This window comes from Oerskovia enterophila (genome assembly GCF_044748475.1).
Lineage (GTDB): Bacteria > Actinomycetota > Actinomycetes > Actinomycetales > Cellulomonadaceae > Oerskovia > Oerskovia enterophila.
The window spans coordinates 620,090-646,051 of record NZ_JBIVFZ010000001.1; the positions used below are offsets into that span (position 1 = coordinate 620,090).

Sequence of the window (25,962 nt, forward strand, 5' to 3'; positions counted from 1 at the left end):
GATCGGTGCTCGTCCTGAGAGGCTCGAGGTGGCAGAGGTGACCGCCGGCAGGGGATGCGTCAGGGGCGCATCGGAAGCAGGGAGAACGCACATGAGCATCGACGACCCCCGAATCGAACGGATCCTCGCGGCCGCGTCCCGGGCCCCCAGCGTGCACAACACCCAGCCGTGGTCCGTCCACGTGCACGGCACGACGCTCGACGTGCGCGCCGACGACTCGCGCCGGCTGACGCACGCCGACCCTGCGGGCCGCGAGATGTTCATCAGCTGCGGAGCGTTCCTCGCGAACCTGCGCGTCGCGGCACGCCGCGAGTCCTTCCGTCCGGTGCTGACGCTGCTGCCCGACGACGCCGACCCCGCCCTGGTCGCCCGCGTCGACCTGGTCCCGGGTGTCCTGCCCGACGCCGACGAGCTGGACCTCGCGGTCGCGATCGAGCGCCGCGCGACGTCCCGTGTGCCGTTCGAGGACCAGCCGCTCGACGCCGACGTGGTCGACGACCTCGACAAGGCCGCGACGTCCGAGGGGGCGCGGTTCGTGACGCTCGCCCCCCAGGCCCCCGAGCGGACGGTCCTGCTGGACCTCGTGCGCGAGGCCGAGGAGGCCGCCGGCATGGATCACACGGGCCGGGTCGAGCAGGCGCGCTGGGTCACGAGCGACCCCGACCGGCTCGACGGGATCCCGGTCGCGGCGCTCGGTCCCGCGAGCGACGACGCGCTGGCCCCCGTGCGGCACTTCGGCGGCGACTCCACGAGCGACCGGGCCGCGTTCGAGCACCGTTCGACGCTCGCGGTCCTCACGACCCCGGGCGACTCCGTGCGCGACTGGCTCGTTGCCGGCCAGGCGCTCGAGCGTGTCCTGCTGACCGCGACGACCTACTTCGTGCACGCCTCGTTCGCGACGACCGTCCTCGAGAACCCGACCACGCGGGCCGCGCTCGCAGCGGCGCTCGACGCCGGGGCGCCGCAGATGGTGCTGCGGCTGGGGTACAGCGCGACGTCTCCGCGGACGCCCCGCCGCCCGGCCGACGACGTGCTCCGGTAGGTCGCGTCAGATCGTCCCGACCGCCACGACGCTCAGCACCACGGCGCCGGCCTCGTCGCTCGCCGCGAGGTCGACGACGGCGCTGATCGCCCAGTCGTGGTCGCCGGCCGGGTCGTCGAGCACCTGGCGGACGAACCACGTGCCGGGCTCGACGCGCTCGCCGTCGGGGCGCACGCCGTTCTCGACGATCTGCACGAGGGCCGACGACCGTGCTGCGGCGTCCACGCCGATCGCGTCGTTGCCGTGCAGGTCGAACATCGGGTCGAGGGCGTCGGCCCACGCGTCGCCGTCCCAGCCGCTCGCCTTGTCGAGCGCCTCGAGCGCGTCGTAGTTCTCGCGCGCCGCGAGCTCGACCCGGCGGAACAGGGCGTTGCGGACCAGGACGCGGAACGAGCGCGGGTTGCCCGTGACGGGCCGGACCGGCGCCTCGGCGCCCGTTCCGGACAGCGGGCCGTCGCCGAGGTGGGGGTCGACGTCGTCGCCTGCGCTCACGTCAGGGTTGGCCAGGCGCTCCCACTCGTCGAGCAGCGACGAGTCGGTGCCACGTACCAGCTCGCCCAGCCACTCCGTGATGTCCTGGACCTCCTCGGTGCGGTGCTCCTCGGAGACCGTCTGGCGCATCGAGCGGTACGCGTCGGCGAGGTAGCGCAGCACGACGCCCTCGGTGCGGTCCAGGCCGTACACCGAGACGAACTCTCCGAAGGTCATGGCCCGCTCGACCATGTCGCGCACGACCGACTTGGGTGAGAGCTCGGCGTCGGAGACCCACGGGTTCGAGTGCTTGTACGTGACGAACGCAGGCTCGAGCAGGTCTGCGAGGGGCTTGGGCCACGTGATGGTCTCGAGCAGCGCCATGCGCTCCTCGTACTCGTACCCCTCGGCCTTCATGGCCGCGACGGCCTCGCCGCGGGCGCGGTGCTGCTGCGCGACGAGCACCTGGCGCGGGTCGGACAGCGTGGCCTCCAGGACCGAGACGACGTCGAGCGCGTGCGTGGGGGACTCGACGTCGAGCAGGTCGAGCGCCGCGAGCGCGAACGGCGACAAGGGCTGGTTGAGCGCGAACTCGCGCGGCAGATCGACCGTGAGGCGCACCGTGGGGCGCTGCCCGCTCGGGTACGTCGGGTCGGGCACGCGCACGCGCTCGACGATGCCCGCGACGCGCAGCGACCGGTAGATGCGGAACACCTGGCGCACGTGGCGCTCGCGCTGGGCCTCGGTGTCGTGGTTGGCCGTGAGCAGGTGCTTCATGGCTCGGACCGGGTCTTCGCCCTTGTCACCGCGCGCGAGCACGTTGAGCACCATGGCGTGGTTGACCGTGAAGTGGCTGGTCAGGGCCTCGGGGTCGGCGTCGCGCAGGCGCTCGAACGTCGCGTCGGTCCAGTTGACCGCTCCCGCCGGCGCCTTCTTGCGCACGATCTTCTTGAGCTTCTTGGGGTCGTCCCCGGCCTTGGCGAGCAGCTTGCGGTTCTCGATCACGTGCTCGGGGGCCATGACGAGGACCTCGCCGAGCGTGTCGTAGCCCGCCCGGCCCGCGCGGCCCGCGATCTGGTGGAACTCGCGCGCCGTGAGGTGGCGCATGCGCTCGCCGTCGAACTTCACGAGGCTCGTCATGAGGACCGTGCGGATGGGGACGTTGATGCCGACGCCCAGGGTGTCGGTGCCGCACACGACCTTGAGCAGCCCGGCCTGGGTCAGGCGCTCGACCACGCGACGGTACTTGGGCAGCATGCCCGCGTGGTGCACGCCCACGCCGTGGCGCAGGAACTTGCTGAGCGTCTTGCCGAACCCCGAGGTGAATCGGAAGTCGCCCAGCTCGGCCGCGATCGCGTCCTTCTCGGAGCGGCTCGCGACGTTGATGCTCAGCAGGGCCTGGGCGCGGTCCACCGCGTCCTTCTGCGTGAAGTGCACGACGTAGACCGGCGCGCGGTGCGTCGTGACGAGCTCTTCGAGGACCTCGTTGAGCGGCTCGACGACGTAGCTGAACGTCAGCGGCACGGGACGCTCGGCGCTCGTGACCTCGGCGACGGGGCGTCCCGTGCGGGTCTCGAGGTCCTCGGTGAACGTCGAGGTGTCGCCCAGGGTCGCGGACATGAGGACGAACTGCGCCTGGGGCAGCTCGAGGAGGGGGACCTGCCAGGCCCAGCCGCGCTGGGGGTCCGCGTAGTAGTGGAACTCGTCCATGACGACCTGCGCGACGTCCGCGTCGGCGCCGTCGCGCAGCGCGATGTTCGCGAGGATCTCCGCGGTGCAGCAGATGATCGGCGCGGTCGGGTTGACCGACGAGTCGCCCGTCATCATGCCGACGTTCGCGGAGCCGAACACCGCGACGAGCGCGAAGAACTTCTCGCTCACGAGCGCCTTGAGCGGAGCCGTGTAGTAGCTGCGGCCGGGGACTCCCGCGCGGTGCGCGGCGAGGGCCGCGTAGTGCGCGCCGACCGCGACGAGCGACTTCCCCGAGCCCGTGGGCGTGGCCAGGATGACGTGCGCGCCCGAGAAGATCTCGATGACGGCCTCGTCCTGGTGGGCGTAGAGGTCGATCCCCGTCTCGGTGGCCCACTCGGTGAACCCTTCGTAGAGGGCGTCAGGGTCCGGGGTACCCGAGCCGTCCGGTGCCGGCAGGTGACGAACCAGGCCGGGCTCGGGACGGGTGGTGGGGGTCGTGGTGCTCATCGTGGCCATTGTCGCAGAGCGGGCGCCGGGCGGTGGGCCGCGCTGCGCCTGCCCGCGGGTGCCGTCCTCGGTGCGTCGCAGGGCTGTCGTCCGACCTGGCGGCAACCTTATGGCTCCTGTGGACAGCGCTGTCATGCCATGCAAAGGTGCAGAACGCCCAGCACTGACGCTGGGTACACCGAGCAGCCCGCGCCGTGGTGGGCAGGAGGGCGAGCCGTATGACTCCTCGTCAGCACGCGACAACTCGTTCGAAGCAGCACCGTCGGAGCCCGATCCCGTCGACCGCCCTGGCGCTCGCGCTCCTCGTGGGGGCCGCGCCCGCAGCGACCGCGATCCCGGCCGCGGGCGCGGCGCCGGCCGCCGCCCCGACGGCGGTCCAGGCCGAGGTCGGCCCCGTGGACCAACCCCTCGTCTCCTACGTCAACCCGTTCATCGGGACCAAGGACGACGGGAACACCTACCCCGGGGCGAGCGTCCCGTTCGGCATGGTGCAGTTCTCGCCCGACAACGGCCACAACGTCGGGTACGACTACGGGCGCGACCGCATCCGAGGCTTCTCGCTCGTGCACCTCTCGGGGGTCGGGTGCGGGCTGGGCGGGACGCTTCCGGTCCTGCCCACGACAGGCGACGTCACCTCGACCGACTACGGGCAGTACGCCCTGAAGTACTCGCACGACGACGAGGAGGCCTCGCCCGGGTACTACCGCGTAGGGCTCCAGGCGTCGGCGGGCACGATCGACGCCGAGCTCACGGCCGGAGAGCACACCGCGGTCCAGCGCTACACGTTCCCGTCGACCGACAAGGCGAACGTGCTGATCAACACCGGGCAGGCCCTCAACCGGGTCACCGGGTCGACCGTGACCGTGATCGACGACCGCACGGTCGAGACGACCATCACCCAGCGCGGCTTCTGCCAGGACACGCAGCCCTTCACGATCCACACGCGCACGACCTTCGACCGCCCCTTCACGACCTACGGCACCTGGCAGGGCGGCGCCGTCACGGCGGGCGCGGCGACCGCCACGGGCGACGGCCGCGTGGGCGCCTACCTCCGGTTCGACACCACGGGCGGCGACCTCGACGTCGAGGCGACCACCTCGATGAGCTACGTCGACGCGGCCGGGGCGGCCGCGAACCTCGACGCCGAGGCGGGCACGTTCGACGAGGCTCGCACCGCCGCGACCGCGGCATGGGAGGAGCGGCTCGGGTCGGTCGCCGTCCAGCGCGGCGCCGAGGACGACCTGCGCACGTTCTACTCCTCGCTCTACCGGAGCTTCCTGGCCCCCAACACGGGCACCGACGTCGACGGGCGCTACCGCGGCTGGGACCAGGAGGTCCACGTCGCCGAGGACTTCACGTACTACCAGAACTTCTCGCTGTGGGACACGTACCGCACGCAGCAGCAGCTGCTCGCGCTGCTCGCCCCGCAGGAGTCGCAGGACATGGCGCTGTCCGTGGTCCGCGCCGCGGAGCAGGGCGGCTGGCTGCCGCGCTGGGGGTACGGCACGGTCGAGACCAACATCATGACGGGCGACCCGGCCACGCCCTTCCTCGTGAGCGCATGGAGCCAGGGGCTGCTCGCGGGGCACGAGGAGGAGGCCTACGCGGTCCTCCAGCAGAGCGCCGACAACATGGCCCCCGCCGACTCCCCGTTCAACGGGCGCGCGGGCAACGACACGTACCTGGCGAGCGGGTTCGTCCCGCACGAGCCAGGACGTTCGGGCAAGCCCGGTGACTACGACCTGCAGCACGGCGGTTCGGCCACGCTCGAGTACGCGCTCTCGGACGCGATGCTCGCGACCATGGCACGGGGCCTCGGCCATGACGAGGACGCCGACCGCTACGCTGCGCGCGGCCAGAACTACCGTTCGGTGTTCGACCCGCGCACCGGGGCCTTCCGCGCCCGCAACGCCGACGGCCTGTTCGTGGGCGACCCCGACCCGGCCAAGAGCGACGGGTTCCACGAGGGCACCGCCGTCCAGTACCAGTGGCTCGTCCAGCAGGACGTCCCGGGCCTCGTCGACCTGATCGGCGGCACGGCCGCCGCCAACGAGGCGCTCGACGCGTTCTTCGCCTACGACCAGCTGCTCGTGGACCCCGAGAAGACGGCCCGCGAGGTGTGGGTCAACGGCACCTACTCCTACTACGACCAGGACACCTACAACCCCAACAACGAGCCCAACCTCCACGCGCCGTACGTGTACCTGTGGACCGGGCAGCCGTGGAAGACCAACGACGTGGTCCGCGCGGCCCTGACCCTCTTCACCGACGGCCCCGACGGCGTCACGGGCAACGACGACCTGGGCACCATGTCCGCGTGGCACGTCCTGTCGGGGCTCGGGATCTACCCGATCGTGCCCGGCACGGACACGTGGGGCCTCTCGACGCCCCTGTTCGACGACGTCCGGATCGACCTCGACGAGTCGTTCTACCCTCGTAGCGAGCTGCACATCACCGCCCCGGGGACGTCGACCGAGAACCGCTACACGGCCTCGGTCACCGCAGGGGCCACCGCGGTGGACCGCGCCTACCTCACGGGCCCGGAGCTGACCGCGGCGGGCACCTTGTCGTTCACCACGAGCGCCGAGCACACCGCGTGGGCCACGGGGTCCGACGCCGCGCCGGGCGCGGTCGACCGGGTCGACGCCGAGGTGAGCCGCCTGTTCGCGGGCCTCTCGACCGCGCACCCGGTCATCCGGCCGGGCGCGACGGTCGACCTGGTGGCGAGCGTCGTCGCGCAGGGCCCGGGTACCGTCTCGGGCGAGATCCAGGTGACCGGGAGCGACGCCGTCCAGGTCCAGGACGGCTCGGGCCCGTGGTCCGTCGTCTCGGACGGCCTGCCTGCCACGAGCGAGATCCCGCTGAGGCTCTCGGCCGCGCCGGGCGTCGCGCCCGGCGCGTACCCCGTCACGGTCGTCGTGACGGACGCCGCGGGGCACGAGGTCTCCCGCGAGGTGACCGTCGTCGTCGCGCAGGAGTCGTGGCTGCGCAGCAGCTTCGACAACGCCGGGATCGGCGACGCCGGTGCGGCCAACGCGAACTTCGACGGGCAGGGGGCCTACCTGCTGCGCGACCTGCTCGCCGAGCAGGGCGCGGTCCAGGGCGTGCCGGGACTCGTCCCGGGCACGCAGCTGGGCTACGTGCTCGCGGCCGAGGAGCCGGGTGCGCCCGACAACGTCCGCGCGAACGGTCAGGTGCTCGACGTCCGCGCGAGCATCGGCACGGCACGCCAGGTCTCGCTCGTCGGCTCGAGCAACAACGGCACGCACGGGGGCGACCTGGTCCTGGGCTTCACGGACGGCACGAGCCAGACGTCGCGCGTCGAGCTGAGCGACTGGTGCACGGGGTCGCCCGTGGCCGGCAACATCCTCGTCGCCAAGGCAGGGGCACGAGGCAGTGGCACGGGGACGCAGCGCATCGGCTGCGGCCTGTACGCCACGGCTCCGGTCGCCGTCCCCGAGGGCAAGGCCCTCGCGACGATCACCCTGCCGCGCGCGACCAACATGCACGTGTTCGCGGTGGCGAGCGATGCGGTGGTGGTGGCTCCTGAGTTCGACGTGGTGGTCTCGGCGAGGACGCAGTGCGTGGCGGGGCGTGTGGTGGTCTCGGTGCGTGCGGTGAGCGGTGAGGACCTGCCGGTGGACGTGAAGGTGTCCTCGGTGTTCGGGTCCAGGTCGTTCGTGGGGCTGGCGCCGGGCAAGAGTGCGTCGGCGTCGTTCGCGACGCGTTCGGGCGCGGTCGAGGCCGGCCAGGTCACGGTCGTGGTCTCCCAGGACGGTCGCTCGCAGGAGGTCGTGGCCTCCTACGACGCCACCACCTGCGACTGACCCACCACGTGCCCGCCCGGGGAGAGGGAACCCCGGGCGGGCCCGTCGGCGCGCCCCGCCCGACGCGCAGGACACGGGCGGGCGCGCCTCGGTCCGCCGGTGCGACCGGCGTACCGCAGCAGCACGTCACGAGGTCAGGGACGACCAACGAGGGAGCAGAGCGTGAGAACAGCACGAGGCAGGACACGAAGGGTCGTCGCGGCACTCGCCGCGGCAGCCGTCGCGGGCGCGGGGCTCGTGGGCGGGGCGGCGGCCGCCGCCCCGGCGGCGCCGGCGGTCGGGGCGTCCGACGCCGGGCTCGTGGCCGACCCGGTCGACCTGGTCGACCCGATGGTCGGTACGGGCCAGGCGAACGGCGTCGTCGGGGAGATCAACAACTTCCCCGGACCGTCGATGCCGTTCGGCATGATGCAGCTCTCGCCCGACACCCAGGTGTCGGTCGGGAACGGCGACCGGGCGTACGCGGGGTACCGGTACTCGCACCAGGCGATCCGCGGGTTCTCGATGAACCACGCGTCGGCGGGGTGCTGGGTGTTCGGCGACGTCCCCATCCTGCCGGTCGCGGGGGACGTGGGCAGTGCGCCGTGGGACCGCAAGGAGGAGTTCTCGCACGACCAGGAGAGTGCCGAGGTGGGCCGGTACGCCGTGACCCTCAAGAGCTCGGGCATCGAGGCCGAGCTGTCGGCCGCGACGCGCTCGGGGGGCATGACGTTCGAGTACCCGCAGACAGGTGACGCGCAGGTCATCGTCAACCCGGGCGGCTCGCTCGGCACGGTCTTCGGGTCCACGGTCGAGGTCACCGGCAGCCGCACCGTCACGGGCTCGGTGTCGAGCGGCGGGTTCTGCGGCAAGGGCAACCGCTACACGCTCTACTACGCGGTCGAGTTCGACCAGGACTTCTCGTCGTTCGGCACCTGGGAGGGCACGACCCTCACGACGGGTGACCGCTCGGCGCAGGGCCGCCGCGCGGGAGCGTGGACGACGTTCGCGCCGGGATCGACGGTCCAGGCCAAGGTCGCGATGTCGTACGTGAGCGTCGAGGGCGCGCAGGCCAACCTCGCGGCCGAGATCCCGGGCTGGGACTTCGACGCTGTCCGCGACGACAACCGTGCGGCCTGGTCCGACCTGCTGGGCAAGGTCCAGGTCGCGGGCGAGGACGCGGACGACAAGACCATGTTCTACACCTCGCTCTACCACTCGATGATGCACCCCAACACGTTCGACGACGTCGACGGGCGCTACGTCGGGTTCGACCAGCAGATCCACCAGGTCGCCGACGGCCGCACCCGGTACGCCAACTTCTCGGACTGGGACACGTACCGTTCGCTCGGTGCGCTCCAGGCGGTGCTCGCTCCTGAGCGCGCCTCGGACATGGCGCAGTCGCTCGTGAGCTCGGCCGTCGAGGGGGGCTGGCTCCCGCGCTGGCCCGTCGCCAACGGGTACACGGGGCAGATGACGGGCGACAGCTCGGTGCCGCTCATCGCGAGCATGTACGCGTTCGGTGCGCGAGACTTCGACGCCGAGACGGCGCTCGAGTACATGGTCAAGGGCGCCACGACCGAGGGCCGGACCCCGAGCGGGTACGTCCAGCGGCACGGGATCGGGACCTACCTCGAGCGCGGGTACGCCCCGCAGACCGAGGAGTTCCGGGGCGACCACCGCGTGGTCGGGGCGTCCATCACGCTCGAGTGGTCGGTCGCGGACTTCGCGATCGGTCGTCTCGCGGGGGCTCTGGGCCAGGACGAGACCGCGGCCGAGTACCAGGCGCGCGGCCAGTACTGGCAGAACATCTTCGACCCGAGCACGAGCACGGTCGCGGCCCGCAACGCGGACGGCTCGTTCGTGGTCCCGGACGGCAGCGGCGGGTTCGGGCAGGAGGGGTTCGACGAGGGCAACGCCGAGCAGTACACGTGGCTCGTCCCGCAGAACGTCGCGGCGCTGACCGAGGGGCTGGGCGGTCGGGAGGCCGTGGCCGAGCGCCTCGACCGGTTCACCACGACCCACAACTCGGGTCCCAACGAGCCCCGGCTCTGGATCGGCAACGAGCCGAACTTCGGTGTGCCGTGGCTGTACGACTACGTGGGTCAGCCCTGGCGAACGACCGAGCTGGTCGACGAGATCACCGCGACCCTGTTCTCCCCGACACCGGACGGGAAGCCGGGCAACGACGACCTGGGCGCGCAGGCGGGCTGGTACGTCTGGGCCGCCGCGGGCCTGTACCCCACGACGCCCGGGACCGACGTCCTGGCGATCAACACCCCGCGGTTCGACCGGGTCGTGATCGACCTCGGCGACGGCAAGACGCTCGACCTGCGGGCGCCCGGCGCGTCGACGGGCCAGCGGTACATCACGGGCATGACGGTCGACGGGCAGCCCTGGGACAGGACCTACCTGCCCGAAGGACTGATCCACGAGGGTGGTGTGGTCGAGCTGGCCTTGTCGGCCGAGCGCGACACGACCTGGGGCACGTCGCCCGAGGCCTCGCCACCGTCGTTCCGCGAGGGCGAGCAGGGGCTCGTCGCGAACGCGGGGAGCGCGCTCGTCTCGGTGGCTCCGGGCGGCACGGCGACGTCGCCGGTCGACGCCCAGCTCTTCGGGGACCTCGACGCCCAGGTCACGGTCGCGGTCGACGCGCCCGCGGACATCACGGTCACGGGCGAGACCCTCGTGCCCGACGGCGCAGGTCACCTGCGCGGTGACCTCACCTTCGCGGTGGGTCAGGACGTGCCCGAGGGCTTCTACGACGTCGAGGTCACGCTCACGGCCGGAGGCACCGAGAGGCGTGTGCCGGTCACGGTGCGGGTCGCGGCCGAGGGCAGCCTGTTCGCGGCGTTCGACACGGTCGGGAGCGCGAGCCAGGCCCAGCGGGCAGGTGCCAACTTCGACGGTGCGGGGAACTCGTTCTCGCGCGAGGCGCTCGCGCAGGCGGGGCTCACGCCGGGCTCGGCGCACGACGTCGGCGGCCTGCCGTTCGTCTGGCCCTCCTCGCCCGAGGGCCGACCGGACTCGCTCACGCTCGACGGCGAGACGATCGTCCTGCCGGCACCGAGCGCGGGCTTCTCGCTCGTCGGGGCTGCGACCAACGGGACCCAGCAGGGCCAGGCGACCGTGACGTTCCAGGACGGGACCACGGCCACGACGACCGTCGGGTTCGGCGACTGGGTCCTGCCGAGCGCGGACGGGAGCCCCGTCCTGGGGAACGCGGTGGTCGCGCGCATGGACCGCCGCAACGGGGACAAGGACAGCGCGTTCGTGTTCTCCACGGCCCCCTACGTGGCTCCCGAGGGGAAGAAGATCGTCTCGATCACCTTCCCGCGGAACAAGGATCTGCACGTGTTCGCGGTGGCGAGCGATGCGGTGGTGGTGGGGCCGGTGTTCGACGTGGTGGTCTCGGCCAGGGCGCAGTGCGTGGCGGGGCGTGTGGTGGTCTCGGTGCGTGCGGTGAGCGCGGAGGAGCGCCCGGTGGACGTGAAGGTGTCCTCGGCGTTCGGCAGCAGGTCGTTCGTGGGGCTGGCGCCGGGCAAGAGTGCGTCGGCGTCGTTCGCGACGCGTTCGGGCGCGGTCGAGGCGGGGCAGGTCACGGTCGTGGTCTCCCAGGACGGGCGGTCGCAGGAGGTCGTGGCGTCCTACGACGCCACCACCTGCGGCTGACCCACGAGCCGGGGAGGTGCTGGTCCGGACGCGTCCCGGACCAGCACCTCCCCTCGTCGTCCGCGGGGGCCGGGCCCCGACGGGACCCGCTGGTCTCGCCGGGACCCACGGGAGGTCCCGTGGCAGTCTGGGCGGATGGTGACCGACCGGCGCGCGGACGCGCCCCGCTTCCACCCCGAGACCGCGGCCGAGTGGCGCGCGTGGCTCGTCGAGCACCACGACGACGAGGTCCCCGGGGTCTGGGTCGTGCAGTGGCGGCGGGCCAGCGGTCGCGCCCCGATCGACTACGACGCGCTCATCGAGGAGGCGCTGAGCTTCGGCTGGATCGACGGGACCGTGCAGACGATCGACGACGACCGCTCGATGATGTGGCTCACACGCCGGCGCCCCGGCAGCCGCTGGACGCGCCTGAGCAAGGAGCGGGTCGCGCGGGCCGAGACGGACGGGAGGATGACCGACGCGGGGCGCGCGGTCGTCGAGGCCGCGCAGGCCGACGGTTCCTGGACGAGGTACGACGACGCCGAGGCGCTGATCGTCCCCGACGACCTGGCCTCGGCGTTCGCCGCCGTGCCGCCTGCCCGGGAGCACTGGGACGCCTTCCCGCCCGGGGTGCGCCGACTCGTCCTCGGCTGGATCGCGGACGCCCGGCGGGCGCCGACCCGCGCCGCCCGGATCGCCGAGACCGCGCAGAAGGCCCAGCGCGGCGAGCGCGCGCGCGAGCAGCCGCGCTGAGTGCCCGTCGCGACAAGGACCACCGCGAGAGGTTAGCGTCCTGCGGACGGCAGAACCGCCGTCGGGCTGGAGGAACCCCATGGACGTCCTGCAAGAGGCGCTGATCGACCCGGTCAGCAACTTCCTGTACTCCTACGTCCTGATCTACGTCCTCATCGGCGCGGGCATCTACTTCACGGTGCGCACGCGCGCCGTCCAGGTCCGGATGTTCGGGCTCATGTTCCGGCTGGTCGGCGGCTCGACCGGCGCGGCCGAGGGCGGCATCTCGTCGTTCCAGGCCTTCTGCGTGGGTCTCGCCTCGCGCGTGGGCACGGGCAACATCGCGGGCGTCGCGATCGCGCTGACGCTCGGCGGGCCGGGCGCGATCTTCTGGATGTGGTGCGTCGCGCTCATCGGCATGGCTACGGCGTTCGTCGAGGCGACCCTGGGGCAGATCTTCAAGGTCCGTGCCGACGACGGCTCCTTCCGCGGCGGCCCCGCGTACTACATCCAGCGCGGACTGGGCTCGCGACGCTGGGGGATCGTGTTCGCGATCCTGCTGATCTTCGCGTTCGGCTTCGCGTTCAACATGGTGCAGGCCAACACGATCAGCGAGGCCCTGGACAACGGGCACGCCGTCTCGCCGGGCTGGACCGCGGTCTTCCTCATGATCCTCGCAGCGCCCGTGCTGTTCGGCGGGGTCAAGCGCGTCGCGAAGGTCGCGGGTGTCGTGCTGCCGATCATGGCGGGCATCTACGTCCTGCTCGCGGCCACGATCATCCTCATGAACCTCGGCGCCGTGCCGGGCGTGGTCCGGCAGATCGTCGAGGGCGCGTTCGGGCTCGACCAGGCCGTCGCGGGCACGGCCGGGGGGATCCTCGCGGCGCTGCTCAACGGGGTCAAGCGTGGCCTGTTCTCGAACGAGGCCGGCATGGGCAGCGCACCGAACGCGGCCGCGACCGCGACGGTCTCGCACCCCGCCAAGCAGGGCTTGATCCAGTCGCTCGGCGTGTTCGTCGACACGATCGTGGTGTGCTCGGCGACGGCCTTCATCATCCTCATGGCGGGACCCGAGGTGTTCGACCCGGGGAGCACGACCGACGCGGCAGGGGCCTCGCTCACGCAGGAGGCCGTCGCGGCCCAGCTCGGGTCGTGGACCGTGTGGCCCATGACGATCCTGGTGTTCGTCTTCGCGTTCTCCTCGGTGCTCGGCAACTACTCGTACGCCGAGGTCAACCTGACGTTCCTCGGCATCCGCGCCAAGGCGCTCACCGCGCTGCGCACGCTCGTGCTCGCGGCGATCGGGATCGGGTCGCTCGTCGAGCTCGAGGCCGTGTGGGCGGTCGCGGACGTCGCCATGGCGCTCATGGCCCTCGTGAACCTGGTCGCGATCACGCTGCTGGGCCGGTGGGCCTTCGGGGCGCTCAAGGACTTCGAGCGCCTGCGGGCGAGCGGGGCGGGCGACCGGTTCGTCGGGGTCGGGAACCCCGACCTGCCCGGGGACGTGCCGGGCGACGTGTGGGCGCCGGTTCAGCAGGACTCGAAGGCGTAGCCCGGGTCGTCGGGCGTCGAGAGCGCGCGGTCGCGTCCCACGACCGAGACCCCGCGCGCGCACGCGTCGGCGAGGCGGGCGGAGAGGTCCGGCTCGTCGTCGTACTCGATCTCCAGGACGCGCGTGCCGTAGGCGGCGGCGTAGTCGCCGCACTCGTCGTGGACGGCGCAGTCCTCGGCGACCACGAAGTCGAAGCCGAGCGCTGGACCGTCCTCGCCCAGCTCGACCGTGTTCTTCTGCCCGATCGCGAGCCCTCGCGCGTGCGCGCGGTCGATCAGCAGCGCGGCCAGGGCGAGGTTGTCGTCGCGCGTGAGCGCCCCCGACGACCGGGTGAACGAGTCCAGGTTGTCGGGCTCGACCGCGTCGAACCCGGCGTCCGCGCACGCGTCCAGCTGTGCGCCGACGACCTGCGCGATCTCGCGGCGCGCGGTGTCGGTCGAGGTGTCGAGGAGCAGCTCGTCGGGCCAGCCGAGGTCGGCGACGGGTTCGCCGTCGTCGTCGCGCAGGACCAGGTCGGGGTGGTCGCGCAGCCAGGTCTCGTTCTCGCCGGGCTGGGTCTGGAACCCGTTGACGTAGCAGACGTCGTAGCCCGCGCCCGCGGGGGAGTCGGTGACGTCGCGGACGACGACGGTCACGCCGTCGGGCGGCGGGTAGGCCCCGCCCAGCTGGTAGTCGAGCCCGGCCCCGGCGGGCGGGGGAGCGGGTGCCGCGCCCTCCTGCCCGACGGCGTCGCTCACCGAGGTGGTCGGCTCGAGGTCGTCACGGGCCGAGGTGGGCGCGGGCGCCGGAGCGGTGCACCCGGCGAGGAGCGCGAGGGTGAGGGCCGAGAGGGCGAGCGGGAGCGCGGAGCGGGTCGGGAGCACGGGACCATGCTCGCACCGCGCACCCGTGCGCAGGTGTCCCGCGAGGCACGGCCGGCCGACCCCCGCAGAACGCGGGAGCCGGCCGGCCGAGGTGCAACCGACCGGTGTCAGCCGATCTTCGTCGTGAACCCCGCGGTCGTGCCGGCGAACTCGACGGAGTCGGTCGGGGTGAGCGTCGCGGTGACCTGGACGGTCGCACCGCTCACGCCGAAGGGCAGCGACTGGGGCAGCGTGACCGTCGTCGTGGCACCCTTCGCGACGGGGACGCTCGCGGTCGTCAGGAATATCCCCGAGACGACCGTGACCTCGACCGTCCCGGCCACGGACGCGTTGGCGGTCACGCGCGGCTTGGCGCCCGTGCGCAGCGAGGACGCGGCGAGCTTGAGCGTCGTCGGCGCCTTGGTCACGGTCACGGTGCTCACGGCCGAGGTCGTCGAGGACTTCCCGGCCGTGGCGACCACGCGGTAGCGGTGCTGGTCGGTCGTGGCCGAGACCTTCTTGAGCAGGAGGTTCTTCGACGTCGCACCGGCGATGTCGGTCCACGCGTCGGTGCCCGCAGCGGCGGTCTGCCACTGGTAGGCGACGCGGGGAGCGGGCGTGGCCGTCGAGGTCGAGACGGCAGTCGAGGAGATCGTCACGTTCTTGCCCGACTCGACCGTGGTGGCGGCGGCGGGCTGCGTCGTGAACGTCACCTCGCTCGGGACGGCGACGCCGGCCTCGGTGACCCACTTGGTGCCGTCGTCGCGCTTGGTGACCGTGAACTCGTCGTAGACCGCGCCCACGGGAAGGTCGGTGCTCGCGCCCGCGACCTTCTCGGCGATGTAGGACTTGTAGGTCAGGGTGTCCGCCGTGACGTCGACGACCTGGTAGGTCGTGATCTTCTCGCCGCGCAGCACCTGGGTCGCGCCGTTGTTGGTCCAGACGTTCTTGTCGGGGGCCGCGAGGTCGTAGTGCTTGGCTCCCGAGTTGGACACGATGTAGACGGGGCCGTCGGTCACGCCCTCGGTGTCGGTGCGGTCCTCGTCGTTGTAGCCGCGCGCGTAGGTGTGGTCGTGACCCATCATGACGAGGTCGATGTCGTGCTCCTGGAACACGGGGACCCAGTACTTGCGCAGCACGGGTTCGTCACGGCCCGACGACGTCGAGTAGACGGGCTGGTGGAAGGTCACGACGTTCCACTTCGACGGGCTCTCGGTGAGCACGGTGTCGAGCCACGCGGCCTGGAACTGGGTCCAGAGCTCGGCGACCTTGGCCTGCGGGCAGTCGGTGCCGGTGCACGCGGGCAGCGCGTCGGGCGTGAGGAACGCGGTGTCGCGGGTCGCGTTGATCGTGATGAAGCGCATGCCCTGGTAGTCGGTGAAGTACACGGTCTCGGCCGCGAACTCGCTCCAGTGCGCGAAGTAGGCGGCGTACTGGCGGGCCACGGGGGTGTCGCCCACGGCGAGCTGTGCGAGCTCGCCGACGGTCTCGGTCGTGGGGTTGTTGAGCGGGTACTCGAAGTTCGCCTTCCAGGCGGCGAGCTTCTTGTCGCCCGAGTACTCGTGGTTGCCGGGGGCGGCCATGACGTTGCTGGTCGCCGCGGCGTCCTCCATGCCCTTGAACCAGTTGACCCACTGGGTCTCGTTGCTCGCCGAGTCGATCAGGTCGCCCGCGTGGACCGAGCCGATCGCGTCGGGGGCCGTGGCCTGCGCCTGGGCGACGACCTTGGGCCAGGTGCTGTCGAGGCCGATCTGCGCGTCGCCGTAGTAGATGAAGGAGAAGTCCGTCTCGGCCGGGTCGGCCGTCCCGAAGGTCTTCCACCCGGTCCATGCGCCGGGCACGCCGACGCGGTAGGAGTACTCGGTCGCGGGCTTGAGGCCGGGCACGGTCACCGAGAAGTGCTGCTTGGCGTTGCCGTTGACGGCGCCAGCGGCGTAGGCGCGCAGCGTGCGGGTCGCGCCGCCGGAGGCAGGCCGGATCTCGACCTGTCCCGTGGTGTCGGCCTCGCTGCCCGCGAGCCACGAGATCGACTGCGAGGTCTCGGGCGTCTCGGTCGGGGTGAGAATGACGCGGGTCGGCGGGGCGACCACGACCGGGGCGTCCTCGGCGACCGGCGTGAGCGAGGTCAGGTCGAAGTAGACGTCCGAGCTCGACGCGCGGTCCTGGTAGAGCGCGACCGCGATCGTGTTGGTCCCGTCGAGCAGGGCCTCGGGGTCGAGGTCGAACGAGGCCGCGACCGGGTCGGAGGCGCCCGAGCCCGCGTACTGCAGGTTCGTCGTCGTGCTCGTGACACGCTCGTCGTGGAAGCCGGCGACCTTGGCGCCGTTGACGTAGACGACCAGCCCGTCGTCGTAGACGACGTTGCCGACGACCTTCTCGAGCTCGTCCGCCGTGTCGGCGTCGAACTCGAACGTCGAGCGGAAGAAGAACGTGGGGACGTCGGTCGTGGTCCCCTCGATGTACTGGGTCAGTAGGGTCGTGGGGGTGTGCGGCCCGACGGCCGCGAGCTTGCCGCCCTTGGCCCCGAACGACCCCTTGGCCGACTTCCACGCCGAGGCGTCGTAGGCGGGCTGGGTCCACGACAGCAGGTTCTCGGGCGTGCCCGGGTCCGTGTTGTCGTCGAGGTACTTCCAGGTGGTGTCCGCCGTGGTGAGCAGCGGTGCGGCGGGTGCGGTCGCCGCGGAGGCGTCCTGGGTGGGGGTGGCGGCGAGCACGAGCCCGCCGACCAGGGTGAGGAGGGCGAGCGCGGGCACGCTTCTCCGCACCGGGCGGACAGGGGTGTCCATCGTCTGCGTCATGTCAGTCCTTCGTCCGGTCCCGCGCGCGAGCGCGGCAGCTGGGCGGCGCGACCTTGGCGCCATCCCGATCCCACCTGACCCGGGTGGCTACGGGGTGAGCCGACGATGAACGCGAAACGTCCGCTTCGTGCCCATTCCCTGCCCGACGGCGTGGCGCGCCTCGCGCGTGGCGGTGCGCCCCGTCGTCGGGCAGGGGAGGGGGGGAGCGTCTCAGCCCAGGTCCCAGAGCAGCCGGTAGTAGGCGATCCGTTCCTCGTCCGGTTCGATGCCGTAGGCGTCGTAGACGATCCGGTCGTAGCCGGGCCCGTAGTTCCACTCGGTGCTCCAGGCCGCGACGGCCAGGTCGGCCCAGCGGTCGGCGACTCCCAGCGAGCCGAGGTCGACGTGCGCGGCGAACGACCCGTCGGTGTGCACGAGCGTGTTGGGTGCGCACGCGTCGCCGTGGCACACGACGAGGCGGTCCACGGGCGGCGCGAGGTCGAGCCGGGCGCGGGCCTCGGTGACCGTGAGCGCTGCGTGCTCGGGGAACCACTCGGTGGGGCCTTCGCCGTCGGCGATCCGTTCGTCGGCGTGCGCGACACGCTCCTCGACGCTCCAGGTGAAGGGGCAGCCCTCGACGGGCAGGGCGTCGTGCAGGACGCGGAGCCCGTTGCCGATCGCGGCTGCCGCGGTGGCAGGCTCGGCGACCCAGCGCGGGTCGACGGCCGAGGCCGCGTCGATGGCCTCGGTCACGAGCCAGGTGCCCAGCTCGTCCTGCCCGGCGTCCAGCACATGGGGCACGGCGGTGTGCTGCGACCCCCACGCGAGCCGCTCTGCCTCGGCGAGGAGGTCGATCTCGGGTGTGCCCGCGGCGACCCACTTGACGTACCGGTCCGTGCCACCTGTGCCACCTGTGCCGCTCGTGCCCCAGCGGAACGTGAGCCCGCCGAGGTTGTTCCGCCACACCGGGACGAGGTCGCCGCCCCCGGCGGCGTCGACGAGAGAGCGGACGGCGGGTGGCACGGGCACAGGGCCGGTCGGGATCATGGCAAGGGGCGGACGCGACATGCCCTGATCCTGCCAGGACCCGCCCCGTGCCTCATGACTCGCCGGGCTTCGGTGGTGAGGGAGCCCGGGGAGGGTCGGCCCCCGGTGGTGCAGGTACCCAGGGTGGGATGTGTTTTCTGCGTAGCCACCACAATTGTGGTGGCTACGCAGAAAACACTCCCCACCCCCTGGAATGCGGAACAGCCCGGCGCGCCTCGCCGGTGGTCTTCGGGGAGCACGAGCGATGCGGACGAGCGAGTGAGCCCGTCAGGCTGGACTGATCTCGAGCCGTGAGGGTTCGGGAAGCTCGGTCGGCCTGTCGTCGCTGACCCCGACCCATTCGATGCCGCCGAGCTCGCCGTCGATCAGATAGAGGAACAGGCTGTCGAAGGAGCCGGCCACGGTCGCGTTCACCATGACACGCATCCCGGTGCCGGGCCGGAAATCGATCGAGGGGCAGCCGCAACCGCACGTGCCGGACACCACGGTGCGCCGGGCTGCACGGCGAAGCTCGGCAGCCCCATCCACGTCGACGGACAGCAGAGCGTCGAGCACGCTGCGCTCGCGGTCCGTGAGAGGCCTGGTCATGCGGGCAACTGTCGCACGGCTCCGGCTCCGGCTCTCGACGGGACGACACGGGCTCGTGATGTCCCTCCGCTCAGCAGGCGCTCGCAGGCCTCGAGCAGCCGGGAGCGCAGCACGGCCGAGCGCTCGGCGAACCCGCGCTGCAGCCGCACGTACTCGGCCTTCCCCTCGGGCGTCTCGATCGCCACGGGCGCCTCGCCGTAGGACGAGACGTCGTAGGGGCTCGCCCTCATGTCGACCCAGCGGATGTCCCGAGCGAGCTCGAACGCGTCGAGCACCAGACCGCTCGGCACCGCGGGGGACAGCTTGGTCGCCCACTTGTAGAGGTCCATGTTCGCGTGCAGGCAGCCCGGTTGCTCGAGCGCCGGCTGAGTCTCCCGGGTGGGCTGCAGCCGGTTGAGGCTCACGGCCTCCGGGGTGAAGAAGCGGAACGCGTCGAAGTGCGAGCACCGGACCGGGTGCGACGCGACGACCTCGTCCGTCCCCTGCGCCCCGAGCCGCAGCGGCAGCGGGTGGCGGTGGTCACGCCCTTCGGCGTGGTCGCGGTAGACCATGGCCCACTCGTGCAGCCCGAAGCACCCGAGCGTCGCCGGGCGCGACGCCGTAGCAGCGAGCAGCTCGCGCGCGTAGCGCACGGTGTCGCCCCGGTCGGCGAGGAACGCCTCGACGTCGAGGCTCACCCGGCCGGCCGCGTCGGCCCGGTGCCACCGCCAGTCCGCACGCTCGGCGAGAAGGGGAGCGACGTCGTCGGGCGTGAGCCCACCGGAGGGCGAGAGCACGACGCCCGCACCCGGGTGCCAGCGGCGCAGCTGAGCCGGGCGCGTGGGGTAGTAGGTGAAGAGGAAGTCCTCGACCGCGTGCTTCTCGCCCTGGGCCTTGCGCTCGCGCCAGCCCGCGGTCAGGGCGTCGGCACGCGTGGCATGCGCCGCAGCGAGCGGGAGCCACGTGTCGCTGCCCAGGACCTGCCCGACGGCGCCGCGCACCTCGGGCGCGACGGCGCGGTCGGAGACGTCGAGGGAGGGCATGGTCCCAGGGTAGGCGGCTCGGCGAGCGAAGTTCACCCCGCCAGCAGGAGCGGAAGGGCGCGAGGACGAGGTCAGCCCCGGAGCGTCGAGTACGACTCGGTCATCTTCTCGACGGCTCCCTGAGCAGGGGGCACGCCGGTCGCGCCACGGCTCAGGACGCGGCCGGCCCCTCCTGCGCGCCGGGCTCTTCCCCTGCGGGCACCTGCTGCCACGGCCACCGGCCCGTGATCTCGAGCTCGAGCGAGAAGCTGAGGAACGTCCGGATGAGGACGATCGCCGCGAGCACCCCGACGCTCTCGAGCGTCGGGGTGATGGCGACCGTCCGGATGATGTCGGCCGCGACCAGCAGCTCGAGCCCGAGCAGGATCGACCTGCCGAGGCGGCGCCGGAACAACCGGTAGACGTTGCCCTCGTGGCGCCGGGTCACCGACAGGAACGTCGCGTACAGGGCGCCGACCACGATCGCGGCGACCCCTGCGGCGTCGACCACCTTGCCGACGACCTCGATCACCTCGGCGAACGTCATGAGCCGAGCCTAGGACGGAACGGCCCGGCGGGCCGGGCGAGAGCGTCGGGGGAGCGCCGGGGTGCACCGGGGCGTCCCGGTCGACCGCGTCAGGCCGGCAGCGGTGCACGGAGCCTCGACCTCACGAGGGGGTCGGCAGCGTGAGGATCTCGGCCCCCTCGTCGGTGATCGCGATCGTGTGCTCGCTGTGTGCGGTCCGGCAGCCCGTCGCACTGCGGAGCGTCCATCCGTCCGCATCGGTGACGAGCTCCGCGGTGTCCTCCATGACCCACGGTTCCAGCGCGAGCAGCAGGCCGGGGCGCAACCGGTACCCCCGGCCGGGACGTCCCGTGTTCGCGACGTGAGGGTCCTGGTGCATGGTCGACCCGATCCCGTGCCCACCGAACTCGGTGTTGATCGGGTACCCCGCCTCGCCGAGGACCGAGCCGATGGCGTGCGAGATGTCACCGACACGGGCCCCGGGCCGCGCGGCCGCGACACCGGCGGCCAGGGCCCGTTCGGTCGCCCCGATGAGCGCGACGCTCTCGGGAGGTTCCGAGCCCCCCACGACGAAGCTGAGGGCGGAGTCCGCAGCGACCCCGCCCAGCGACACGGCGAGGTCGAGCGTCAGCAGGTCGCCGTCGGCGAGCGTGTAGTCGTGCGGCATCCCGTGCAGCACGGCGTCGTTGACGGCCGTGCACACGTAGTGGCCGAACGGTCCCCGCCCGAACGACGGGGCGTAGTCGACGTAGCAGGACTGTGCTCCCGCCTCGGTGATCATGGCCTGCGCCCACCGGTCGACGTCCAGGAGGTTCGTGCCGACGGTGCTGCGGGCCTTGAGGGTCTGCAGGACGTGGGCGACCAGGGCGCCCGTCTCGCGTGCCTGGGCGAGCTCGGTGGGGTTCAGGATCTCGATCATGGAGTGCCTCTCTCGTGTTTCCGATAACTATACCGGTCATATCATCCCGGTACTAGAATCGGCACCATGGTCAGGTTGCCCCTCACAACAGCCGAGGTCGAGCGCGGACAGCGTCTCGGCGCCCTCCTGCGTCGGGCCAGGGGGGATCGCTCGATGCTCGAGGTAGCGCTCGACGCCCGCGTCTCGCCCGAGACCCTCCGGAAGATCGAGACGGGCCGGGTCGCGACCCCTGCCTTCCCGACCGTCGCTGCGATCGCCGACGTCCTCGGCCTCTCGCTCGACGCCGTCTGGGCCGAGGTCACCCAGGCGGAACCTGGCGCTCAGGGGACCGGAGCGCGCGAGGGCGCGCGCGAACGGTGGGCCTCCTAGGCGTCAGGCCGTACCTACTCGGACGCGTCGAGGAACGACTGGGCCAGGCGCTTCGGTGCCCGCGCCAGCCACGCGTCCTCGACGAGCTCCTCGAGCTCGGGGACCGCGACCAGGTCGAGGCGAGCCAGGACGATCGGGTAGCCCGCGAAGTGGGCCGTCGTGAAGAACGTGCCGGGCTCGTCGCCCACGAGGGCGAGCTTCTCGCCCTCGTGGGCGACGTAGAACGCGAGGGGAGCGGCATCCGGCGCCAGGTCGCCCAGCTCGTCGAGGTCCCGACGGCGCAGCGGCCTCTCCCACACGAAGTTCCGGCCGTGCACGGCCCACTCGCGCGGCCGGTGCTCCTCGGTGTCGGGGAGGACCGACGCGACCCGACCGACGTCGTCCCAGGTGGCCATGCCTCCGACGCTACGCCTGCCGGGCCCGGAAGTCAGAGCGTCGACCTCGCCGCGGTGTCGTCCTTCTCGGTGGCCCCGGGGGCGACGCTCTCGATGAGCACCACGAGCGTCTGGTTGATGCGCTCGAGCTGGCGCAGCACGACGTCCTCGCTGCGTGTCGTGGGCCCGGTCGGGTCGTAGTCGGCGCTGACGTCGAGGTTCTCCTCGACCTTGGTCGGGAGCCTGTCGGCGAGCGCGGCGCGGAGGGCGCCGATGTTGTGGCTCGTGGTGCGGCGCAGGTTCTCCCAGTCCTCGGACGTGAGGTCGCTCCCCGCCTCGATCATGCGTTCGACCGCGTGCGCGAGATGGCGGGTGTAGTAGGTCAGGGACCAGACGGCTGTGAGGCGACCCTCGATGCCGTCGACCTCGAGCGAGCCCGACGTCCGACGCAGCGGCGCGGCCGTGGCGTTGACCTGCCGGACGTCCTTGTTGATGAGCAGGAGCCGCTTGTCGATGGCCTTCCTCGAGATCTTGCTCCCGCCCTCGAGCCGCTCGAGGCCCGCGACGATCACGATCTCGATGTCCGTGACCAGCTGGGTGATGTCCTTGTTGAGCTTGGTGCGCGTGTGCGTCGGGAAGACGAACCACGCGACGAGCAGAGCGACCGCGGCCCCGAAGAGCGTCTCCAGGATCCTGATCTCGAGCGCCTGCGTGGTGAGCCGTCCGAGGAACTCGTACAGGAGCGCGAAGATCATGGTGGTCCAGAAGTTCGACACCGCGGGTGAGACCGGCCGGTAGTACGTCGACGCGAACACCGCGATGGCCAGCAGCGGCACGATGATCGCGGGGTCTGCTCCTGTCCAGATCGCGATGCCGAAGCCCACGGCTGCACCGACGACGGTGCCCGCGATGCGCTGGGCGCCCTTGACGAACGTCTCGCCGTCGGTGCCGCCCAGCACCTGGTACGCCGCGAGCGTCGCCCAGTACTGGTGGGTCGCAGACACGGCCTCGCCGACGCCGAGCGCCGCGCCTGTCGCCACGGCGACCTGTGCGGCCCGTCTCGTCATGGGCGACAGGGGCTTCTTCCCGTCCGTCGGTGGTACGGACGTCGCCAGCTCGTCGAGGCCCGCGTCGTCGACCTGCGCGTCGTCGGGATCGACCGTGGTGAGCGGGGGTGCGTCGGGGTCGAGGCCCGCGGTCTCGGCCGTCCGGAGCACGTCGGCCGCGCGGTAGAGCTCGTTGGCGGCCTGGTAGAGCAGACGGGCTGCCGGGGGCCAGTCCGCCGGCGGGCGATCGTCCTGCCAGGGTGCGAGGTGGGGTGTGGTGGGGGTCGGCGCGGAGCCGTCGAGCGGCCGGGCCGCGATCTCCGCGAGGTGGGCCTGCAGCAGCTCGAGCCGTCCCGCGAGCCGGCCCCGGAGCTCGAGAGGGATCGCGGTACCCGTGACGTTGCGAGCCGCCGTCTTGAGGTTGACCGCGGCGAGCTCGGTGTCGAACACGTGCAGGCGCAGCTCGGCGCTGCGGGCAGGATCGAGGCCCGTCGCGTTCTCCTCGCCGGTCAGCTGGCCCGCGAGGAACGCGGCCCCACGGTGCAGCTCGCGCATGTCGAGGCTCACACGCTTGCGGATGTCGGGGTCCCAGCGCGCCCAGGACACGGCGTCGATGAGGGAGTCCATCGAGGCCACCAGGCGCTGCCCGAAGCCTTCGATGCCACCCTGCAGCACCTTGCGGGGGCGCTCGGGGAGGATCACGTAGTTCAGGAGGAACGCCCAGGCGATCGCGAGCGCGGCCGCGGTCACGTACAGGAGCACGTCGGAGAGGTGCAGGCGCAGGATGAGCGCGAAGTAGTACGCCACGAACGTGACCTGGCCCAGGGCGCCCCAGCGTGGCCCGAACCGGCCGAGCCACACCCCGAGCGTCGCGACGGACACCACGAGCACCGCGGTCCAGGCCGGGGAGTCGGAGACCAGCGCGCCGAGCGCGACCACGAGGCTGATCGGCACGATCAGCAGGATGCTGGTGATCTTGCGCCCGCGCAGCGTCTTGTCGACCGAGATGCCGGTGCTGAGCATGGCCACGAACCCGCCGAACATCGCGGGTTGCATCCCGTCGCGCCCCGTGGCCTCGAACAGGAAGTACAAGGAGACGACGGCGGCGCTCGCCGCGAGCACGGAACGTCCGGCCGCGCGGAGGCGCGCGTAGCCGGGGTCGACGAGCGAGACGTGCTGGTCGACGAAGGTCTCCCAGCGCGAGAGCCGGCTGCGAGCGCCGCGGTCGCGGGGGCCGAGCGCCTCGACGACAGGGCCCGGGACGTCCTCCTCGAGGTTCTGGAGCGCCAGCGCGTCGTCGCTGTGCAGGATCGAGATCGGCTTGTCGGTGACGATGATCGGCTGGTAGTCCAGGTCCTGGCTGACCGCGAGCGTGATCTGCTGGGCGCGGTAGGCGAAGGGCAGCCACTCGGTGTAGCGACGGTAGGAGTCGTCGAGGTCGATGAGCGGCTCGATCGCCGCGAGCTCCGCCATGTCGCGCTCCAGGTCCACGAAGCGCGTGACCCACTCGTCCCGCCGGCCGCGGTGCCGCTTCTCCTGCGCGAGGCGCGCGAACTCCTCGGCGCTCACGATCTCCGGGACGTCGACGCTCGACCAGCGCAGCCTCTTCTGCAGATACTCCCCGAACTCCAGGAACTGGAACGAGAGGGGTATCAGGTCCGGTTCGGTCGACGCGGTGTGCCCGGTCGGCAGGCCCCAGCGGAGGGCGCCGAGGGTGCCGCCCAGCATCCGGATCGCGTACGGGAGAGCGAACTGGTCGCGCCCGCTCTGGAAGTAGTAGGCAGCGTGGTGGAGCCGGATCCCGTCCGTGTAGCTCGAGAACGTGCTCGCGATCCCGTCGAGGTGCCCGTCGAGGCCGGTGGGCTGCCCCTGCTGGAAGTACGGGGCGAGGCTCGCGACGGCCGAGCCGGCGCCCCGCTCGGCACTGAAGAACTGTGCCGACAGAGCGCGCAGGTCGCGGATCACGTCGTAGACCCCGAGGAGGAAGGTCAGGATCAGCGAGACGAGGACGACGCCGGTGAGCGTCTCCGCGATGCTCAGGAAGCGCAGCACGTCCGTCTCGGCGGTCAGGGACGATCCGCCGACCGTCGAGAGCTGCGCGGCGCTGAAGTACATCGCGTTGAAGAAGTCGAGGCTCGCCCCGGTGCCCGACACCGAGAACGCCGTCTTGGTCATCTGGCCGTAGTAGATCAGCCCGAACCCGAGGATCACCCCGAACAGCCAGGCGATCACCGTGATCATGATCTGCAGCCCCGTGACCTGGCGCAGCGCGAGGGGGCGCCACCGCCTGGACATCCGGCGTGTGACGCGACGCAGCAACCGCCACTGACCCGACGCGAGCGGCCCGGCGATGAATCCCGACTCGTCGTAGTTCAGCGCGGTGAGGAAGACGTCGAGCAGGACGAGACCAAGAATGACGATTCCGAGGACGAGCCACACGGTTTCCACGCGTTCAGGCTATACGGGGCGTTCCGTTCCGGCCCGACAGGAATGTCCGGGCGCCTCGGCGTGATCGTTTCGGGTGAATTGTGATGACGATCTGTTGCGACGACGTCGCATCTAGGTCGGGATTAACGGGCGATAAAACGCCTGCTCAGAGCCCTTTCTCTCCTCGGGTTGCAGTCCCGTGCGCCCCGCGTAGGGTCGATGACATCAGACGCGAAGACCGATGGCTTCCGGCTGCCGGTCGCACCCCGAAAGGTCGTGCAGGCAATGAATCTCACCCCACGAGAAATCGACAAGCTGTATGTGTACCAAGTGGCAGATCTCGCGCGGAAGCGTCGTGAGCGTGGTACCAAGCTGAACCTCAGCGAGGCACAGGCGTTGATCTCGGAAGCAATTCTCGAGGCCGCACGGGACGGAAAGTCAGTGGCCGAGTGCATGGAGCTCGGGAAGAAGGTCGTCGCCGAGAAGGACTGCATGCCGGGCGTGCGCGAGAGGCTCTCCCTTCTCCAGGTCGAGGCGACGTTCGTCGACGGCAGCAAGCTGGTCTCGTGTCACGACCCCGTGGCGGCCTGACA

The 25,962-nt window shown here is 71.7% G+C and carries 17 protein-coding genes; 7 read left to right on the forward strand and 10 right to left on the reverse strand.

Annotated elements, in window-relative coordinates:
- The first annotated feature begins 91 nt into the window (after positions 1-91).
- The gene (locus ACIPWA_RS02690; RefSeq protein ID WP_400287956.1) at positions 92-1,042 is read left to right on the forward strand and encodes an Acg family FMN-binding oxidoreductase; all 951 of its coding nucleotides are present in this window, start codon (positions 92-94) and stop codon (positions 1,040-1,042) included.
- 6 nt (positions 1,043-1,048) lie between these two features.
- Here ACIPWA_RS02690 and ACIPWA_RS02695 read toward each other — a convergent pair whose 3' ends face one another.
- The gene (locus ACIPWA_RS02695) at positions 1,049-3,712 is read right to left on the reverse strand and encodes a DEAD/DEAH box helicase (protein WP_400287957.1); all 2,664 of its coding nucleotides are present in this window, start codon (positions 3,710-3,712) and stop codon (positions 1,049-1,051) included.
- Positions 3,713-3,930: 218 nt separating this feature from the next.
- Here ACIPWA_RS02695 and ACIPWA_RS02700 point away from each other — a divergent pair, with 218 nt between their 5' ends.
- From ACIPWA_RS02700 to ACIPWA_RS02715, 4 genes are all read left to right on the forward strand, one after another.
- Entirely contained in the window at positions 3,931-7,539 is a 3,609-nt protein-coding gene (locus ACIPWA_RS02700; protein ID WP_400287958.1) for a GH92 family glycosyl hydrolase, read from the forward strand.
- A gap of 162 nt (positions 7,540-7,701) precedes the next feature.
- Positions 7,702-11,190, forward strand: coding sequence for a GH92 family glycosyl hydrolase (locus ACIPWA_RS02705; RefSeq protein ID WP_400287959.1), 3,489 nt, complete (start codon positions 7,702-7,704; stop codon positions 11,188-11,190).
- Positions 11,191-11,325: 135 nt separating this feature from the next.
- Positions 11,326-11,922 (forward strand): YdeI/OmpD-associated family protein, encoded by a 597-nt coding sequence (locus ACIPWA_RS02710; protein WP_400287960.1) that lies wholly within the window; start codon positions 11,326-11,328, stop codon positions 11,920-11,922.
- Positions 11,923-12,001: 79 nt separating this feature from the next.
- On the forward strand, positions 12,002-13,453 hold the full coding sequence (locus tag ACIPWA_RS02715) for an alanine/glycine:cation symporter family protein (RefSeq protein ID WP_068625233.1): 1,452 nt from the start codon (positions 12,002-12,004) through the stop codon (positions 13,451-13,453).
- Here the strand turns inward: ACIPWA_RS02715 and ACIPWA_RS02720 are convergent.
- From ACIPWA_RS02720 to map, 7 genes are all read right to left on the reverse strand, one after another.
- Positions 13,432-14,316, reverse strand: a complete 885-nt coding sequence (locus ACIPWA_RS02720) for an endo alpha-1,4 polygalactosaminidase (protein ID WP_400287961.1) — start codon at positions 14,314-14,316, stop codon at positions 13,432-13,434. The genes ACIPWA_RS02715 and ACIPWA_RS02720 overlap by 22 nt on opposite strands.
- A gap of 107 nt (positions 14,317-14,423) precedes the next feature.
- A complete protein-coding gene (locus ACIPWA_RS02725; RefSeq protein WP_400287962.1) occupies positions 14,424-17,093 on the reverse strand; it encodes a fibronectin type III domain-containing protein in 2,670 nt (889 codons plus the stop codon).
- Between the two features lie 210 nt (positions 17,094-17,303).
- The gene (locus ACIPWA_RS02730; RefSeq protein WP_400287963.1) at positions 17,304-18,140 is read right to left on the reverse strand and encodes a phosphotransferase; all 837 of its coding nucleotides are present in this window, start codon (positions 18,138-18,140) and stop codon (positions 17,304-17,306) included.
- A 246-nt stretch (positions 18,141-18,386) separates the two neighbouring features.
- On the reverse strand, positions 18,387-18,707 hold the full coding sequence (locus ACIPWA_RS02735) for a hypothetical protein (RefSeq protein WP_400287964.1): 321 nt from the start codon (positions 18,705-18,707) through the stop codon (positions 18,387-18,389).
- Entirely contained in the window at positions 18,704-19,729 is a 1,026-nt protein-coding gene (locus ACIPWA_RS02740) for a 3-methyladenine DNA glycosylase (RefSeq protein WP_400287965.1), read from the reverse strand. The genes ACIPWA_RS02735 and ACIPWA_RS02740 overlap by 4 nt, the downstream gene beginning before the upstream one ends.
- Positions 19,730-19,880: 151 nt before the next feature.
- Positions 19,881-20,255, reverse strand: coding sequence for a DUF1622 domain-containing protein (locus tag ACIPWA_RS02745; RefSeq protein WP_400287966.1), 375 nt, complete (start codon positions 20,253-20,255; stop codon positions 19,881-19,883).
- Between the two features lie 121 nt (positions 20,256-20,376).
- The gene (gene map / locus ACIPWA_RS02750) at positions 20,377-21,153 is read right to left on the reverse strand and encodes a type I methionyl aminopeptidase (RefSeq protein WP_400287967.1); all 777 of its coding nucleotides are present in this window, start codon (positions 21,151-21,153) and stop codon (positions 20,377-20,379) included.
- Between the two features lie 66 nt (positions 21,154-21,219).
- On the opposite strand from map, the gene ACIPWA_RS02755 reads away from it, so the two are divergent.
- Positions 21,220-21,522, forward strand: a complete 303-nt coding sequence (locus ACIPWA_RS02755) for a helix-turn-helix transcriptional regulator (RefSeq protein WP_400287968.1) — start codon at positions 21,220-21,222, stop codon at positions 21,520-21,522.
- Between the two features lie 14 nt (positions 21,523-21,536).
- Here the strand turns inward: ACIPWA_RS02755 and ACIPWA_RS02760 are convergent, their stop codons facing one another.
- A complete protein-coding gene (locus ACIPWA_RS02760; RefSeq protein WP_400287969.1) occupies positions 21,537-21,917 on the reverse strand; it encodes an MmcQ/YjbR family DNA-binding protein in 381 nt (126 codons plus the stop codon).
- A 32-nt stretch (positions 21,918-21,949) separates the two neighbouring features.
- On the reverse strand, positions 21,950-25,390 hold the full coding sequence (locus tag ACIPWA_RS02765) for an FUSC family protein (RefSeq protein ID WP_400287970.1): 3,441 nt from the start codon (positions 25,388-25,390) through the stop codon (positions 21,950-21,952).
- A gap of 264 nt (positions 25,391-25,654) precedes the next feature.
- Here ACIPWA_RS02765 and ACIPWA_RS02770 point away from each other — a divergent pair, with 264 nt between their 5' ends.
- Positions 25,655-25,960, forward strand: a complete 306-nt coding sequence (locus tag ACIPWA_RS02770) for an urease subunit gamma (RefSeq protein ID WP_400288464.1) — start codon at positions 25,655-25,657, stop codon at positions 25,958-25,960.
- Positions 25,961-25,962 lie beyond the last annotated feature (2 nt).

What these genes read in the sequence shown, in the direction of transcription:
- ACIPWA_RS02690 (WP_400287956.1), top strand. Translation starts at nt 92, where the DNA reads ATGAGCATCGACGACCCCCGAATCGAACGGATCCTCGCGGCCGCGTCC.
- ACIPWA_RS02695 (WP_400287957.1), bottom strand. Translation starts at nt 3,712, where the DNA reads ATGAGCACCACGACCCCCACCACCCGTCCCGAGCCCGGCCTGGTTCGT.
- ACIPWA_RS02700 (WP_400287958.1), top strand. Translation starts at nt 3,931, where the DNA reads ATGACTCCTCGTCAGCACGCGACAACTCGTTCGAAGCAGCACCGTCGG.
- ACIPWA_RS02710 (WP_400287960.1), top strand. Translation starts at nt 11,326, where the DNA reads ATGGTGACCGACCGGCGCGCGGACGCGCCCCGCTTCCACCCCGAGACC.
- ACIPWA_RS02715 (WP_068625233.1), top strand. Translation starts at nt 12,002, where the DNA reads ATGGACGTCCTGCAAGAGGCGCTGATCGACCCGGTCAGCAACTTCCTG.
- ACIPWA_RS02725 (WP_400287962.1), bottom strand. Translation starts at nt 17,093, where the DNA reads ATGACGCAGACGATGGACACCCCTGTCCGCCCGGTGCGGAGAAGCGTG.
- ACIPWA_RS02730 (WP_400287963.1), bottom strand. Translation starts at nt 18,140, where the DNA reads ATGTCGCGTCCGCCCCTTGCCATGATCCCGACCGGCCCTGTGCCCGTG.
- ACIPWA_RS02735 (WP_400287964.1), bottom strand. Translation starts at nt 18,707, where the DNA reads ATGACCAGGCCTCTCACGGACCGCGAGCGCAGCGTGCTCGACGCTCTG.
- ACIPWA_RS02740 (WP_400287965.1), bottom strand. Translation starts at nt 19,729, where the DNA reads ATGCCCTCCCTCGACGTCTCCGACCGCGCCGTCGCGCCCGAGGTGCGC.
- ACIPWA_RS02745 (WP_400287966.1), bottom strand. Translation starts at nt 20,255, where the DNA reads ATGACGTTCGCCGAGGTGATCGAGGTCGTCGGCAAGGTGGTCGACGCC.
- map (WP_400287967.1), bottom strand. Translation starts at nt 21,153, where the DNA reads ATGATCGAGATCCTGAACCCCACCGAGCTCGCCCAGGCACGCGAGACG.
- ACIPWA_RS02755 (WP_400287968.1), top strand. Translation starts at nt 21,220, where the DNA reads ATGGTCAGGTTGCCCCTCACAACAGCCGAGGTCGAGCGCGGACAGCGT.
- ACIPWA_RS02760 (WP_400287969.1), bottom strand. Translation starts at nt 21,917, where the DNA reads ATGGCCACCTGGGACGACGTCGGTCGGGTCGCGTCGGTCCTCCCCGAC.
- ACIPWA_RS02770 (WP_400288464.1), top strand. Translation starts at nt 25,655, where the DNA reads ATGAATCTCACCCCACGAGAAATCGACAAGCTGTATGTGTACCAAGTG.